Origin of the sequence: Methylobacterium sp., assembly GCF_019745455.1 — a bacterium.
In the GTDB taxonomy this organism is placed as follows: Bacteria; Pseudomonadota; Alphaproteobacteria; order Rhizobiales; family Beijerinckiaceae; genus Methylobacterium.
The window spans coordinates 1-15,889 of record NZ_JAIETD010000177.1 but is presented as its reverse complement, the minus strand read 5'-3'; the positions used below and the strand labels follow the sequence as shown (position 1 = coordinate 15,889).

Annotated in this window: 8 protein-coding genes and 5 pseudogenes; 7 read left to right on the top strand and 6 right to left on the bottom strand. The window is 60.9% G+C overall.

What is annotated here, in order from left to right; genetic code table 11:
- The first annotated feature begins 121 nt into the window (after window positions 1-121).
- The 3 genes from K2Y56_RS25935 to K2Y56_RS25925 are packed head-to-tail and all read left to right on the top strand — an operon-like array spanning window position 122 to window position 5,403.
- Window positions 122-1,948, top strand: coding sequence for a glycosyltransferase family A protein (locus K2Y56_RS25935; protein WP_292514923.1), 1,827 nt, complete (start codon window positions 122-124; stop codon window positions 1,946-1,948).
- Window positions 1,949-4,441 carry a glycosyltransferase gene (locus tag K2Y56_RS25930; RefSeq protein ID WP_292514922.1) on the top strand — a complete coding sequence of 831 codons (2,493 nt, stop codon included), beginning with the start codon at window positions 1,949-1,951 and terminating at the stop codon, window positions 4,439-4,441.
- Window positions 4,438-5,403 carry an NAD-dependent epimerase/dehydratase family protein gene (locus K2Y56_RS25925; protein ID WP_366849536.1) on the top strand — a complete coding sequence of 322 codons (966 nt, stop codon included), beginning with the start codon at window positions 4,438-4,440 and terminating at the stop codon, window positions 5,401-5,403. Before K2Y56_RS25930 ends, K2Y56_RS25925 begins: the two co-directional genes overlap by 4 nt.
- Before the next feature lie 74 nt (window positions 5,404-5,477).
- On the opposite strand, the pseudogene K2Y56_RS25920 reads toward K2Y56_RS25925, so the two are convergent.
- Both K2Y56_RS25920 and K2Y56_RS25915 read right to left on the bottom strand, forming a co-directional pair.
- Window positions 5,478-5,725: pseudogene (locus K2Y56_RS25920) on the bottom strand (GMP synthase (glutamine-hydrolyzing)); the annotation flags it as partial.
- Between the two features lie 188 nt (window positions 5,726-5,913).
- Window positions 5,914-6,216: pseudogene (locus K2Y56_RS25915) on the bottom strand (transposase); the annotation flags it as partial.
- Window positions 6,217-6,362: 146 nt separating this feature from the next.
- Between K2Y56_RS25915 and K2Y56_RS25910 the strand changes: the two are divergent.
- Window positions 6,363-7,625: an IS110 family transposase gene (locus K2Y56_RS25910; RefSeq protein ID WP_292514920.1), complete on the top strand. Its 1,263-nt coding sequence runs from the start codon at window positions 6,363-6,365 to the stop codon at window positions 7,623-7,625.
- A 253-nt stretch (window positions 7,626-7,878) separates the two neighbouring features.
- Here K2Y56_RS25910 and K2Y56_RS25905 read toward each other — a convergent pair.
- A pseudogene (locus K2Y56_RS25905) lies at window positions 7,879-8,687 on the bottom strand (IS3-like element ISMex1 family transposase); the annotation flags it as partial.
- A gap of 419 nt (window positions 8,688-9,106) precedes the next feature.
- On the opposite strand from K2Y56_RS25905, the gene K2Y56_RS25900 reads away from it, so the two are divergent.
- On the top strand, window positions 9,107-10,867 hold the full coding sequence (locus K2Y56_RS25900; RefSeq protein ID WP_292514919.1) for a hypothetical protein: 1,761 nt from the start codon (window positions 9,107-9,109) through the stop codon (window positions 10,865-10,867).
- Window positions 10,868-11,206: 339 nt separating this feature from the next.
- Here K2Y56_RS25900 and K2Y56_RS25895 read toward each other — a convergent pair whose 3' ends face one another.
- The gene (locus K2Y56_RS25895; RefSeq protein ID WP_292514918.1) at window positions 11,207-12,340 is read right to left on the bottom strand and encodes a glycosyltransferase family 2 protein; all 1,134 of its coding nucleotides are present in this window, start codon (window positions 12,338-12,340) and stop codon (window positions 11,207-11,209) included.
- A 293-nt stretch (window positions 12,341-12,633) separates the two neighbouring features.
- Between K2Y56_RS25895 and K2Y56_RS25890 the strand changes: the two are divergent.
- A pseudogene (locus K2Y56_RS25890) lies at window positions 12,634-12,792 on the top strand (IS6 family transposase); the annotation flags it as partial.
- Between the two features lie 258 nt (window positions 12,793-13,050).
- Here K2Y56_RS25890 and K2Y56_RS25885 read toward each other — a convergent pair.
- Both K2Y56_RS25885 and K2Y56_RS25880 read right to left on the bottom strand, forming a co-directional pair.
- Window positions 13,051-13,863, bottom strand: a complete 813-nt coding sequence (locus K2Y56_RS25885) for an AAA family ATPase (RefSeq protein WP_292514917.1) — start codon at window positions 13,861-13,863, stop codon at window positions 13,051-13,053.
- Window positions 13,860-15,329 carry a Mu transposase C-terminal domain-containing protein gene (locus tag K2Y56_RS25880; protein WP_292514916.1) on the bottom strand — a complete coding sequence of 490 codons (1,470 nt, stop codon included), beginning with the start codon at window positions 15,327-15,329 and terminating at the stop codon, window positions 13,860-13,862. Before K2Y56_RS25880 ends, K2Y56_RS25885 begins: the two co-directional genes overlap by 4 nt.
- Before the next feature lie 163 nt (window positions 15,330-15,492).
- Here K2Y56_RS25880 and K2Y56_RS25875 point away from each other — a divergent pair.
- Window positions 15,493-15,813 (top strand): annotated as a pseudogene (locus K2Y56_RS25875) (recombinase family protein); the annotation flags it as partial.
- Window positions 15,814-15,889: the final 76 nt, after the last annotated feature.

Below are 15,889 nucleotides of genomic sequence, written 5' to 3'. Positions count from 1 at the left end.
AATCCCTAAGCCAAATCAATGCTTTACGCTACGCTCGCCACCCCAAATCCACCGCCCTCGTGAATAAGACGGGCTAGCATCTGTTGCGGCCTTAGACCATTCCAGACACGGATGCACAAAAATGCCGCAAGAGAATTTTCAAGGGTTTAGTAAGTTTTCTCAGGCTGCAAATTTTTTCTCCAGAAGTCAAAAAAGAAACATTCAGATTATCGAGAAATCAAAAATTTTTGATCATGATTTCTATGCCTGGAAAAATAATATCTCTCTAAAAGGTCGGACTGACGCGATTCGACACTATCTATTGATTGGTTGGAAGAAGTATTACGATCCACATCCTTTGTTCAAAACAGGCCACTATATATCGCAAGTGGGCCCGTTAAATCAGCCGGCGTTGCTGCATTATCTGGATGCCGGGTACCTCAATAAACGTAATCCTCATCCTCTCTTCGAGATCGATTATTACCATAGTCAGCGCCCCGATGTGTGGGACATGAAGGCGGAGCCGATCCGGCATTACCTGGAGCATGGCGCGAAAGAAAACACCAATCCATCGCCGTTCTTCGATGAGAAGTATTACAAGGCCACCTATCCGTACGTTGCCGCGAGTGGGATGAACAGCCTCATTCATTATGTCTTGCATGGTGATCAGGAAGGCCTGAACCCTTCACGCTCCTTCACGACGCGCGCCTACCTGGCTGCAAATCCCGATGTTGCCGACGCCGGTATCGGAACGCTCGAGCACTACGTCTTGCACGGGCGCAACGAAGGGCGGCCGCTACGGCCCCCGCGGAACGTGCGGGTCGACAGCACCGCTCTGGCGTCTTTGTCCGTCGTGATCCCAACCTACAATCGCGGTGCCCTGCTTCGCGAGACACTCGAGCTGTGCCAGCTGCACGCCAAAACGAGCGATATCGAGTTCATCGTCATCAACGACGGCTCGCGGGACGATACGACGTCCGTTCTGGAAGAGATGGTCGAGCGCTACAGCAACATCATCTATCGGTCCGTGGAGAATGGTGGGCCGGGACATGCACGCAACATTGGCGCATCGTTGGCAACGAAAGAAGTCATTCTCTTCCTTGGAGACGACATTCAGCCGTTTAACAGCGATTTTTTCGAAACCCATGCCATTCTGCACAAGACATATCCTTCAGAGAGGTTCGCTGTGCTCGGGAAGTGTGTCTGGCCGGACAACAAAAGGTTGGATGTCAATCATGTTATGAGACACATCCAAGGGCGTGCCGGTGAACAGTTCGGTTACGCGGATTTCGTACCCTATTCGTTCATTGATTGGCGCTTTTTCTATACGGCAAATGTTTCTGTCAAGAAGACTCTAGTCGAGGATTGGAAAGCCAACGGCTTCAGCTCAAAATTCGATCTGTATGGCTTTGAAGACATTGAACTTGCTTATCGTCTCGCGCGCGAGCCGGGCGGCTTCACGATCTTCTACGATCCGACCAGTACCGGACGACACATCCATCCCTACACTGTTGACGGGTTCTTGAAACGTCAGTTCAATACCGGTCTCATGGCTGATGTCTTCATCAAGCTTCATGAGGTCACCGAGGTTCTCGGTCTTCAGGCGATCGTCAATCACCTGCGTGCACCACCGAGACCCGACGATGCTGTCGTGATCGCCGATTGTCTGTCGATCCTAGACGGGATCAAGGCCTGGGCACGCCTCCTCGACCGCAACGGTGTGCTCGGACACGAGGCGTGGCACGACGATCTGCTCTACGCAGTCTTCGAGGCGGCCTTCTATCAAGGCTTTATCTCAGCGCAAACCCGTTTCGACGCGAATGTCGCTAGTGCGTACCAGTTCGTTTTGAGCAACTTCGTCAATCGCATGCGTCGGACGATCCACCATGAGCTGAGTGCATCGGAGTTTATCTATTCTAGTCTCTTCGAGCCCCTCATCAAGGACATTGAGTTGCCGGGAGTTCAGTGAATGTTTTCGGTTGTTATTCCAGTCTATAACCACGCGCAGTATATTCGCGGCGCCGTTGCCTCGGCAATGCAGTCCCAATTGGTGACGGAAGTTCTGCTGGTCGATGACGGTTCGCGCGATGCGTCGGCCGACATCATCGCAGGACTTGCGCGGCAGCACCCGAGGCTCATTCGGGACCTCACGACTGCGTCACGCGAAAACTGGGGGGCGCATGCCCGGCTGAATCAGCTCTGTGAACTCGCGTCCAATGATTGGATCGCGATCCTTAACTCTGATGACGAGTTTGTGCCAAGTCGGTTTGAGGTCGCTCAGACGCTGGCACGCACGTCCGACGCGGACCTGATCGGTGGGGCTCTGCTCATCATAGATGGTCAGAACAAGATTCTCGGCGAGAAGCGTGGCCTTCTCGATCCAGAGTACGCCTTCCCGAGCGAGATCGATGTTAGCGGCCTGGAGAATCGTGAGCAGATGCTGGCCGCGCTCTGCAGCCAAAATTTCTTCGCCACAACCACAAACATGGTCTTCCGTAAGTCGTTCTTCAGGATGGTCGGCGGATTCAGCGATCTGAGATATTCACACGATTGGGATTTTGCCCTGAAGGCGGCGATACGGGGAAAGGTTCGTCTGAGCCGATCCTACTTCGCGCGGTATCGGATTCACGAATCGAATACGATCAAGGAGGTGTCGGGTCACGTCGATGGTGAAATCCTGCGCTTCTTCATGCGGATCCTGTCCGAATACCCTGAGATCGAGAAGGACCCGCTCTGCCGTGCCGCTCTAAAATCGAACCGGCATCTGAGCCGGTACGTTCCGGGAGAGGTTGTCGCCGTGCAGGCGCCGGCCGTTGATGGGGTTGCCACGTTCGATTGGCCACGACGCCAGGAATACTACGCGATCAAGGCCCGTCCGGCCGCCGGGCGGACCAGCCCTTCGGCCTCTAGAGCGCAGTACACGCTTCAATCCACCGATATCCTCCCCTTCCGGGCGCTCGAGAACAGCGCCGTTGCCCTTCAGTGGGGGCACTATGACTTCACAATCATCTCGCAATCCTTGGCCGAGTCTCCCTCGGTGAGTGTCGAAGCGGACGGACGCATGAACGGCGTTTTCAACGCGCGGGCCGCCGCCCTCTTCACTGGGCAGGGAAGTGCCGAATGGCCCCTGCGCGGCCGGATCATCCGGTGCGCGCCTCGTGAGGAGAGCGACGGAACCCTCAAGCCCCTCACGTCCGTGCCGGGCTTCGAGGCTGCGAGCGTGAGCGGATCCGACATCGTCCTCGGTGCGGCCGAGGAACCGGCGAGTCCCGGTGCCGTCGCGTTCCCGCCCGCCAGGAACGCGTCCGGGCCTCTGATCCTTGTGCTGCCGATGTTCCTGGCCGTCGGGGGCGTCGAGCGGAACACCATCGAGGTGATCCGCATGTTGCGCGATCGCTACCGGTTCGTGGTGGTCACGACCGAGTGGCAGGCCAAGCACCAGGGCTCCCTGCACTACCAGCTCGATGCCATCGACGTGCCGGTCCTTGATCTCGCGGAGATCTGCGATCGGTCGCAGCATGTCGCGCTGCTCGCGGCGGTTCAAGCCTGGTACAAGCCCGACGCCGTGTGGATCTGCAACGGATCGCCGTGGCTTGCTGACAATGCGGAAGAAATCCGTCGGATCTTCTCGCGGACGCCCATTGTCGACCAGCAGGTTTATGATACCGAACACGGCTGGATCAACCGGTACAGTGATCCCGGTATTCAGTCGTTTGATCATTTCATTTCAATCAATACGCGCATTAAGGCGAAGTTCGTATCCGGCATCCGGATTCCGCCGCATCGTATCAGCCTCATCTATAGTGTGATCGACACGACCAAGCTCAGTCATCCGCTGGCCAATGCGGATCAGGTGCGGATGCTGAAGGCGGAGGTCGGTGCGACGCCTGATCAGCGTTGCTTCGCGTTCATCGGTCGGTTGACCGGGCAGAAGCAGCCGCTTCATTTTCTCGCACTCGCGCGCCGCTCCCTAGAGGCGAAGCACAACGATCACTTTCTCCTCGTGGGCGACGGCGAACTCGGCGGCGATTGTGACCACTACATTGCCGAGCACAACCTCACGAACGTGACCCGGATTCGCTACTACGACGATTCCTGGGCCATGATGAGCAAGATCGACGGCCTCGTCGTGACCTCGGCGTTTGAAGGTTTGCCGATCGTTCTCTTGGAGGCTATGGCCTTCGGGCGACCGGCCTTCGCCACCGATGTCGGTGACATCAAGCTGGTGCTCGATGACTACGGGTCGGGAAGCGTCGTAGATCCTGATGCGTCAGAGGGCGAGATGTGGCAGGCGTTCCGCGACTGGCACGATAATCTCGCGATCGCGACCGCCAACGCGCTCCGGCACCGGAGCGACGTGCTGGAGCGGTTCTCCTCCCGCACGATCTCGCGGCAATACGCGGAAATCTGGGACCGCCTGATCGCGGAGAATGCGCTGGCCGATCGGCGGGTGCAGCGATGAGAATGCCCGCATCCGATTTGTCCGGCAAAGCATGCCTTGTCCTCGGGGCAACTGGCTTCATCGGCTGGAACCTGTGCCGACACCTCGTCTCGCAGGGCGCGCGCGTCCGGGCGGTCTGGCATCAGACAATCTCAGACGAACAGCGACGTGATCCCGGTGTGGAATGGAGACACGGCAGCTTCGCGGATCGGGACTTCATGTCTCGCGCCTTGGAGGGGCAGAGTGTCGTCTTCCACTTGGTCTCGACCTCAGCCCCGGCACGCTACAACACGAACCCAATCGCGGACCTCCGGGAGAACGTGGAGCCAACCCTGCAACTCGCCGAACTCTCGGTAGCGGCCGGGATCGACCACCTCGTTTTCACGTCGTCCGGCGGAACGGTCTACGGGATCAGCCGCGCCGAATTCCTGAGCGAGTCGAGTCAGACGAATCCGATCTCCTGCTACGGCGTCGGCAAACTGGCGTCCGAGAAGTATCTCGAAATCTTCGGCCGGCACCTCGGTCTGAAGTCGACGATTCTCCGGATCTCGAATCCGTATGGGCCGTATCAGGTCGCAACGAAGGGGCAGGGACTGATCAGCAAGATCATTAGTTGCGGTCTGAACAAGGAAGCCCTGTCGATCTGGGGCGATGGACGCGTCGTTCGAGACTTCATCTATATCGATGACGTCGTATCCGCGCTCGTCGCGGCGGCTGGCTACGACGGGCCGGAGCACATGTTCAATGTGGGGTCCGGCATCGGCGCCAGTGTCGCCGAGGTGATTAACGCCGTGCGGCGTGCGACCGGGCTCGCCATCGATGTGGATTATCAGCCCCCGCGGGCCGCCGACGTTCCGGTGAACATCCTCGACACGACCCTGATCCGCCGGAGCCTCGATTGGCAGCCTCAGGTCAGTCTTGAGGACGGACTTCGGCGGACCTATGCTTGGAATCTCGCCCAGAAGAACGCCTCCGTCCTCTGAAGCTGGACACAGTACGCGGCCGCTGAAGGGCAACCTCCTTCAGCGGCCCGCCCGACCGCTTCCGCTGATCCCTACTACCACTCGATGGTGCCGGGCAGCTTCGAGTGGTAGTAGGTCACCCTATTGATGCCCTTCACCTCGTTGATGAGGCGGGTCGCGATCCGGCCGAGGAAGGCCATGTCGAAGGGGTAGAAATCTGGCGTCATGCCGTCGACGGAGGGCACGGCGCGCAGGGTGCAGACGTGGCCGTAGGTGCCCCCGTCGCTCATCACGCCGACCGCCTTCACGGGCAGGATTACCGCGAGCGACCGTCGCCAGCTATGCCGCGATCGATGCGGCCTTCGCGGGCTTCTGCCCCCTCGCGCCGGATCGCTTCCTCATGGACCCTGTGGAGCTGATCACGATCAACGTTGGCCGCGGTGCCAACAACAGGACGAGAAATGCGTCGCGTACGGCTTGGGACAACCAGAACAGGAACAACCGTTGACCTTGCCCCCTGTTTGCCCCCGTTCATAACCAGAGTCCGTTCTGGTTCTGGTCCTGTCGGGACCGGGTTGCAAACGCGTTCGGGGTGAGCCCGCCGAGGCTCGTGTGGGGGCGGCAGGTGTTATAGTCGACCCGCCACGCCTCGATGATGGTCCGGGCCGCCGGCAGGCTCCGGAACAGATGCTCGTTCAGGCACTCGTCGCGCAAGCGCCCGTTCAAGCTCTCGACAAAACCGTTCTGCTGCGGCTTGCCGGGCGCGATGTAATGCCACTCGACCGCACGCTCCTCCTGCCAGCGCAGGATGGCGTGCGAGGTCAGCTCGGTGCCGTAGCACATCGGGAAGATGGCTCGACGGTTCTGGGGCGGCGCGCGAAGCCATGCTGAGCGCAGCGCGCCGCCCTGGGCGGTCATGGCCGATCAGCAGGTCTCTAGAGTGACGGTGTTCGAAGCCTCATTCCGGAGACGGATCGACCATGACCAGACCACAGCTTACGCCGCCGGCCGGCGTTCTCGTAGCCATCGACGTCGCCAAGGCCCGCAACGAGGTCCTGATCGAGGTGCCCGGCTCCGGCCGACGACGCCGGTTGAGCGTCCTCAACACCCGCGCCGAGCACGACCGTCTGATCGCGATCCTTTCTGATCTCGGCCAGCCGGTGACCTGCGGGTTCGAGGCCACCGGCAACTATCACCGCCCGATTGCCTGGCGCCTGCTCCAGGCCGGCTTTGCCGTGCGCCTGATCTCGTCCGTGGCGCTCGCCCGCACCCGCGAGGCCCTGCATAACGGCTGGGACAAGAACGACCCGAAGGACGCCCAGGTCATGCTGCACATGATCCGCATCGGCGCCTCGCAGGTGTACCACGATCCACTCGCCGCCGGCATCAACGACGTGCAGGAACTGTCCAAGACGCACGACGCCGTCTCGCGGGCCAAGACCGAGGTGCTGCATCGGATCCTGACCCACTACCTGCCGCTGTATTTCCCGGAGGTCGACCGCTTCCGGCACAACAGCCGCTCGGACTGGTTCTTCGCCTTCCTCGATCGCTTCCCCACGCCCGCCAGCATCACCGCGCTGAGCAAGGAGGCCTTCATCGCCGCCGCCTGGGATGTCGTCGGGCGCAAGGTCGCCAAGGCGCAACTGCTCGGCGACATCTACGAGACGGCCCGCAGCTCGATCGGCCTGCCGGTGCCGCCAGATGCTCCGGCGGTGAGCATGTTCCGGCTCGTCATCGGCGAGGCGCGCGGGCTGATCCAGCAGCGCGACGCCATCGAGGCCACGGCCGACGCCCTCCTGACCGACAACTCCGACTACAAGCTGCTGCGCCGCATCCCTGGCATCGGCCCGATCAACGCCCTGACCATCCTGGCTGAGGCCGGCGATCTGCGCCGCTTCGGCCATCACCGGCAGTTCCTGAAGTTCTGCGGGCTTGATCTGGCCACCCAGCAATCCGGCACCTTCCGGGGCCAGACCAAGCTGTCGAAGTACGGCAACGCCCGCCTGCGCCGGACCCTGTGGCTGGCTGGACAGGTCGCCATCCGGCAGCGGGAGAACGGCTTCCGCGACAAGTTCGAGCGCTACATCGCCCGCGATCGGCACAATGCCGACCTGCGGCGCAAGGCGCTGACCGCGATCACCGCCAAGATGGCGCGCGTGGTGCACGCCGTCGTCAAACGTGGTGACGACTACCGGCCCTTCGTCGAGGGACCGGTACCAGGTGGGAGAACCCCTCTCAGTTGAGCCGTGAGGGCGTGTGAGCCACGACCCTGTAGATAATGCTCGGGTCTCCTGCCTGGATCGACATCTCATGTTGAGGACGGTGAGGACCACGGCGCGACGTGCGCCGGCTGGATCCTGTGTTCGCTATGGCTGAGAGTTCTTCCGGATCGGCAGGAGCCACCTGGATCGACGTTGACGAAGTTCACGCCGCGAGCGCATGTTCGCGGACAGAGACCTGTTGCCCGGCCAGCCGTCCTTCCTCGCTACGTAGGACGTTGTCCGAGACGATCATCAGCGGCTTGCCCCGGCCCTTGATGATCCGGTCGAGTTCACGCGTGACCCGCCGCCCGGACAGCGACGTGTCGACCACCAGCGCCAGGCACTCCCGCGTGCAGTCATCGACCACGACGAGGATGCGGAAGCGCCGCCCGTCGTCGAGCGTGTCGGAGACGAAGTCGAGGCTCCAGCGCTGGTTCGGCTCCTGCGGCACCGCGGCGGGCGCTCGCGTGCCAAGTGCTCGCTTGCGACCTCCGCGCTTGCGCACCGACAGCCGCTCCTCTCGGTAGAGCCGGAAGAGCTTCTTGTGGTTAAGAGCGAGGCCCTCCCGCCGCAGTAGGATGAGCAGGCGCCGGTAGCCGAACCGGCGGCGCTCGCCGGCCAGGCTGCGCAGGCGCACCCGCACAGCCGCGTCGTCACCACGGGTCGAGGCGTAGCGGTACGTCTTCGGCTCAAGGCCGATCAGCCCGCAGGCACGACGCTGCGAATAACCTTTCTCCTCGATGGCCCAGCTCACGGCCGTTCTCCGTGCGCCGGGCGTCAGAAGTTTTTTCCCAGCGCCTCACGCAGCGTGGCCACGTCGAGCATCGCCTCGGCCAGGAGCTTCTTGAGCTTGCGGTTCTCCTCATCGAGCGCCTTCAGACGCCGCGCGTCCGAGACCTCCATGCCGCCGAAGCGCGAGCGCCACGTGTAGAACGTCGCGTCGCTGATGCCGTGGCGGCGACAGATCTCAGCCACCGGCAGCCCAGCCTGCTGCTCCTTCAGGATGCCGATGATCTGCTCTTCGCTAAACCGGCTCTTCTTCATCGTCCGTCTCCTGCTCGACGGACCCTAGCTTCAGAATGAGGGCAGGCCAGGGGGCAAGGTCACCGTGTCCCGGCCTCGACCGTCGCTTTGGCGACTCAGGCGCTCGCAGGCCGGACCCGGCGTGCGGCTCAAGCGGGTCGACGACGCGAACGTGGTTCTGTCGAGCGCCGTCACCTTCGGCGGCCTTCGTCCGGCTCAATTGGGGCCGCACCGCGACCCTGCCGTTGACCTCAAGCTATCCCGCCGGGCAACCCCTCGTGGATACGAACGAGTCCAACGCCTGCGGCAGCGACACTCCAATCACGGTGCGCGTGCTCAGCTCCGACCGGATTGCGGGCCAAGCCTCCGTCTCGATGGCATCGTCCTACGCGAAGCTTATCTTCCATTCCAACGGCAACAATTTCTGGACGATGGCCTGAATGCGCCTGCTCCCCCTCCTCGCTACCAGCCTCCTCTCCGTGGCGAGCCCGGCCCACGCCGACCAGCTCCTTGACCGCGCCCGCATCGACGGTGCCAACCGCGTGATCTTCCCGGGGGGGGCGACCCTGGGAGAGTATCGGGCGGGCGTCTATACCGCGAAGCCGGACCGCCTGGTCTTGCCCGACACAGATCAGGGCTCGACCGGCGACGCCTCCGGCTTCAAGGTCCGCACGTCCGTCCTGCCGGCGGGCCAGAGCCTCGCATCCTGGCTGACCAGCCCTGTGTTCGGCGCCTTTTCCGGCCAACGCGTGCGGTTCGATCCGATGGGCCTGACGACCACGAACGGCGACCGGGGCAACCGCGGCCCGCTGTTCGTGTGGAACAACCCGAACGGCTCGACCCCAGCCGGTCAGAATGGCGGCCTGCAGGTCTGGATCGGCGACAATCCCACCGCCACGCCCGGTGTCGGAGATACAGTCGGCGGGACCGTCGTGGTTGTTAACGGCAACAATCGCCAGCGCCTCTACGGCCTCAACGTCTTCACGCAGGTCTGCAACGCGGGCGATTGCGGCGGGGGCTATCAGGATGCCAAGACCACGGGCATCGAAGTGGAGGCGGGCACGGGCTACCCCAACACACCGACCGATCCTTGGAGCAGCGCTCCAAACCGGAAGAACGGGATCGAGCTGACGGCGCAGTCCGGCTCGCGCGGTCGGATCACGTCCGGGATGATGACTTGGGCCAACGACAATTCTGGCGTGGGGTGGTGGAACACTGGCCTTGCCCTCAGCCGCGTTGCTGATGTGGGCATCCTCGCCAAGGCCAATCCAAACGGGACCATTCCGGGGAGCAGCGCGTTCAATGCCGACACCGTCCACGCCTTCGCGACGGCGGTTCTCTACGATCTCAGCAACTCGGGGGCGACCATCAAGGTCGGGCCGGGTACGCACGAGTCGACAATCGACTTAAGCAGCGCTACGGCACCAGGCTACTTCGTCAAGGGCATGTCCAGCGTGGATACGGTTGCCACCTTCGGCAACGCCGTCAACCGCAGCATGGCGATTGGTATCGACAGCGGAAACTCCGTGTCGCGCAGCTCGGATGTCTCTTTTTCTGATCGTGGGTCTGTGAAGTGGCTCGCGGGCAAGGATGCGGATCAGGCCTTCCGCATCTTCGACGCCACGACCGGCCTCACGCCATTCAGCATCTTTCCCGGCACCAATATCGTCACCCTCGCCAAGCTGGCGGTGGGCGGCGGCACTGTGGACGCAACAGCCATTGGCACAACGACTCCCGCGGCGGGCTCGTTCACGAGTCTGACGGCCGCCACCGCGACGATCGGCGGCGACGTGAACGTCGGGGGCGGCTCCAATACGATCGGCGTCACACGTGCTCTGTCGGTCAATGCGGCTTCGGGCTCTACCGGCGTCATGCTGGAACGGGCCGGGCAGACGGTGGCGCATTTCTCAGCCGACGGCACGACCTACGCGCAGATCATGACCGCAAACACGACGCCGTTGACGTTCGGCGTCAACGGAGCCTCCAAGCTCAAACTCGATCAGAGCTTCGTGCAGCTCACGGTGCCGCAACGACTGGCTGCCTACACAGTTGCGGCTCTGCCGGCATGTAATGCCGGCCTGCAGGACGCGCTCTTGGTCGTTACCGACGCCTTTGCACCAACCTACCGGGGCGCCTTAACCGGGGGCGGCTCGGTGCGGACCCCGGCCTACTGCGACGGCGCGATCTGGACCGCGCATTAGCGGATCCCCCTTCGCGCCAAGCTTGATGGGGTCGTCTAATCGCGGGCCGGAACGCAAGCATTTTCCGCGTTGGATTGTGTGCCGGGTACAGGGTCATCTGCGCGATCGGCATAAGCCGCCGCATGATGGGGCTTCGCGGGAGGAGCCTTCCAATGTGGACGCCGCACTCTGCTGTAACAGCGGTGCACCCCGTCAGGCGGAATAGCTCGGCCCACGTCCCGGCAGGGACGTACCAGAGCGGGGCGTGGGAATTACACCAGCCGGTCACCGCAGTAGCATAGCACCCCGAGTCTTGCCTATGGACAACATGCTTTAAGCAATTTTCCCAAAATGCATTTTCTAAACTATTTTATGCTTATTTTTTATATAACGAGCATTTTCTTCAAGACTATATATTATAGTGTTTCGGTGCTCTGCGTGAGTCCGATAATATGCTGCGAGCACCGAAATCGCCGCAGTATTATCCCGTGAAGTGTGGCTTAAAACAAAATCCCAGTCCCCAAGCCTATTAAGATTTTCATCCCAAGGATCTTTTACTTTCAATAACGTAGACCTATGAACAATAACATTAGTATCTATATAATTATACATTCGGAGTTTATTTTCGTTGTATTGTTGAAATATATACAGATCTTCATTCTCTGGATTGTCGTCAAGAACAAGTACCCCATAGATAAAATCTATATTTTTATTGTGTTCAAAATACGAAATTGCCGAGCTAATAAATGTAGGAAACCACAGATTGTCGTCGTCAAGATAAGCGATGTACTCCCCAGTTGCGTGCCGTAAACCAATATTACGTGCGGCGGTAGATTTGTTGCAAGCGGAACGTATATATTTCACGTTGCATTTACAGACAAATTCTTCTGCTACCTGCCTTGTTTGATCAACGGAGTTGTCATCCACAATAATAACTTCAATGTTACTGTAAGATTGGTATGATATACTGCTTACAGCTTCTCGAAGAAGCGCAGATCGGTTCTTTGTTGGAACAATTACTGAAACAAGTGGAAAACTTCGATCGCCTTTCCTTTCGACGACGTGTGTATTAATTTTAGAAACACCATCATAAATAAGGCTTTTCATTAGATCATTATAGCTCGATTTGATTTTACGGACATAATCATGTTCTGGATTATCGTTAAGTACTGACTCCGCGTTTTCTGCTTTCTCTTGTAAATCTTTTTGGCATGCAATCTGATTGATTTCATTTTCAGTCTTTAAATACAGCTTTTCGTTCTGAACCTCTAAATTATTAAGAATAGATATATGGTAGTAATAGTCTTTAAGCTTAATGAATTCCTCTTTTCCATGATTAGGCCAATCTACAAATAATATTTTGCCAGATTCAATATATGTACCAATTATATCATACAATGCATGTCGAACTATGCCTCCAAATATAGACAACTGTAGTTCTGAACGCCAATGTGGATGAACTGCTACGATTGCTTTGTATGCGAGCTCTATCAAGTCGAACACTCCGTTTCTAATCATAAAGCGCGTTAAATATGATTTTTACTTAGGAAATTTACCATCTAGTCACAGACAATTAACAAGTCATATCATGCACAACATCACCGAGCAAGTTGCGTAGTCACCCACCCTTGCGTGGGCGAAATTCCGCTGATTTCTTCTTGGAAGCGGTCGCAGAGATCTGAGCGTCTGAACTGCAAGGAGTTGAGCGGGGCTTGTGGCAACCCCGAAGCGTTTACCCCGCTTTGACCATACGGCCTGCATGGCGCCTCCGGAACCGGAGGCCGCCCATAATCCTGTCCGCCATCGCCGCCAAGCTCAAGCAGCGTTTTAAGGGCGACTTCAAGGGTCGGCACTACGAGGCCGCGCTCATCGTGCAGGCTCTCTCCTGGTACCTGCGCTATTCGCTCAGCTATCGTGACATCGAGGAGCTGTTCCTGGAGCGTGGGTGAGGTTCGCGCGCGAGCGTCTATGGAACACAAATCCGGAGGGCAGCGGGAGTACGGGGGCGGTTGCGCATACTTGAGCAAACCGCTCGCAAGCAGAACCTGCGCACCGAAGCCATCGCAGTGTTGCGTGACTTTCGTGATCGGTGGGAGGTCTGAGTGCCGCGCTATATGCCAGGAAAACGAACGTTTTTCTGACAGACGACCGCGGCCCCCTTTTGGCTGTGACCTTTATCGATAAATGGCCTGTTTCTAATGGCGCTATGTGGCACCGATGACCAGGGTGCTCCGCGCGGCCTCGACGACATCGTCCGTGATCACCTTGAGTTCGTTGATCTTGAGGATGCGAGCGATCTGCACGAACAGGCGCTGCAGCAGCCGGAAGTTGCCGCCGGTGATCCGCGCGATCGAGGCGACTGCCTGCACATCGGTGAAGTCCGCCTCGTCCAGGGCAAGCCCGAGCTGACGCCAGTGGCGCGTCAGCACGAAGGTGAGTTCGTCGCCACGCAAGGGTCGGTAGTGATGGGCGAACCCGACACGGCTGTAGAGCTGCGGATAACGCGACAGACGCTTCTCGATGCCCGGCATGCCGATCAGGATCACGCCGATGCCCATCCGATCGAACACGTCGCGCACGTGATCCAGGCCGGCGGTCGCGAGCCGTTCGGCCTCGTCGACGATCAGGAGTTCGGTCAACCCGCTCTTGAAACCCGTCGGCTTCGTTTCCCCGACCGACAGGTGCTCGCCGATGCAGGCATCCATCCGCACGATCAGATAGCCGACCTCGCCGCGCAGCACCCGCAACGAGCAGGCGACCACCGGGGTGTAGAGGACGCTGCGGCTTCGGGCGAGCACGCCGTACACCTTGGCGTCCGATGGCTGTCGTGGGCCCCAGGTGTCGAGGAAAGGCTCGGCCACGTCCCAGTGGGCATAGCGCCGGGCCGAGAGCGTCTTGCCGACTCCGGCCGCGCCGTAGCAGAGGCCGATGTAGCGGTGGGTTCGCACGGCATCGGCGAACTCGACGAAGCGACGATGCTCCTTGGTGGTGATGAAGGCACCGGATCGGGCGGTCATCCCTCGTCCTCCACTTGGTACACGCGCAGCTTGGGCCGAGGCATGGAAGGGATCGAGGCGATCTGCCGGGTGCGGTGGCCAGCATCGGGCAGGAAGTCCGAGACGCGGGCCACGCGCTCGTTGATCGCACTGCGCAGGGTGCGACGGTGGAGACGGCGCGCCGCCTCGATATCCTTGAGGCTGAGGGCCTCGCCGGCATGCTCCTCGTTCACCGCCCGGCACAGGAAGCGCTCGCGGTGGAAGACACGGATCTCCGACACGTCGCGCGGGTCGTAGCGGATCGTGACGGTCTCACCGACGTACGCCGTCAGGGTTGAACCGACATACCGCAGGCCCTGGAAGTGAACGCCGTCGCGGCGCACGCAGCGTGGCTTGGCGACCATCACCAGGAGGAGGTCGAGCGCCTCCAAGCTGTCGGGCAGGCGCGGCAGAAAACCGTCCGCCCGCCACGCATCGAGTGGCGTTCGCCCGATCTCGCCGTGGATGCGCCGGTGGTACGTGTCGCGGATGAAGGCGACGGTCGCCCGATCGAGATCGGCCAGCGACAGCGCAGGTGGGCTGACCGGTGCGCCCCCGACGAGGTGACCGGGCAGTTCGGGTAGGAGCTCGGTGTTGATCGTTCCGAACAGGCGCTCGATCTTGCCACGGCCCTGCGGTCGCGCGACGCCGGAATGGACGATCCGCATGTGCAGGCTCGCGGCGACCTGATCGAGATGCCGGCTCGTGAAGTCGCTGCCGTGGTCGACGTAGAGCACGTCCGGGATCCCGCAGACCGGCCAAGCCGCGTCGGCCTTCCGCCAGATGGCCTGACGAAGGGCGAGGCTGGTGTTGAGCGCCGAGGGCGCCCCCAGGAACAGCATGGTGCCGGCGACCGCTCGCGAGTGGTCGTCGATCACCGTCGTGAGCCAAGGCCGGACCGGCCGACCGCCCTCGTCGACGACCAGGATATCCAGCAGGGTGTGATCGGCCTGCCAAAGCGCGTTGGGCACGTGTGCCCGATGTCGGCAGATCAGCTCGTAGCGCTCCCGGAAGACGGCCGGTCCATCCAGGGCCAGGCTCACCATGGCCGGATCGAGCCGGGCGAGGGTGGCATAGGTCGCGCTGTAGGACGGGGCAGGCCACCCCTTCGCCTCGGCGACGCCGACAACCCTGCGATGGATGGCAGCGGCCGAGGATCGCGGTCGCTTCAGCCCCATCCCCTCGATCAGGCCGATCAAGTCGGTGGGCAGGCGGCGGCGTCCGAGATCGCACCGACTGGCACGAACCAAGCCCATCAGCCCGTCGCGTCGGAACCGGGTCAGCCAGCGCCGGGCGGTTCGCAACGGAACGTCGGCGTCCGCGGCGGCCCGGATCAGGGGCACTCCGTCCTCCAGGGTCGGGCGGAGCACGGCGAAGCGGGCCATGGCCTGCTGACGCTGAGGCTCGGTGAGTTCGGCCAGGGATGCTGCGACGGTGTCGTTCCGCATGAGGCTGCTCCCGACCCGCCAGCCGCAGGACGAACTCTGATGACGAACCCTGTCCGAAACCGACCGGTTCTGGACAATGCCGCCCGCACTGTTCAAAACCTAGCCTCTGCCTATTCCGGACAGGCGTCTAGTTCCGGTCAGGGTTTTCGGACGAATTTACCTCATGCCGCGCACCTTCGCCTATCTCCGCGTCTCGACCCCCGGCCAGACCACCGATAACCAGCTCACGGAGATCCAGGCGGCAGGCTTCACCATCGAGCCGCGCCGCCTCGTGACGGAGACCGTGTCGGGATCCATCGCCGCCGGCCAGCGCCGCGGGTTCGCGCGCCTTCTCGACCGGCTGGAGTCGGGTGACGTTCTCGTCGTGACCAAGCTCGACCGGCTCGGGCGCAATGCGATGGACGTGGGCGCGACGGTGGCCAAGCTCGACGAGCTCGGCGTGCGGGTCCACTGCCTGGCGCTGGGGGGCGTCGATCTCACGAGTGGTCGTGTCCGTCAATGAGGTGGAAATTCGGGGTGGAGTTGGAGCGGCCATCGGTCAGGCGGCCTGAGGTGGAATT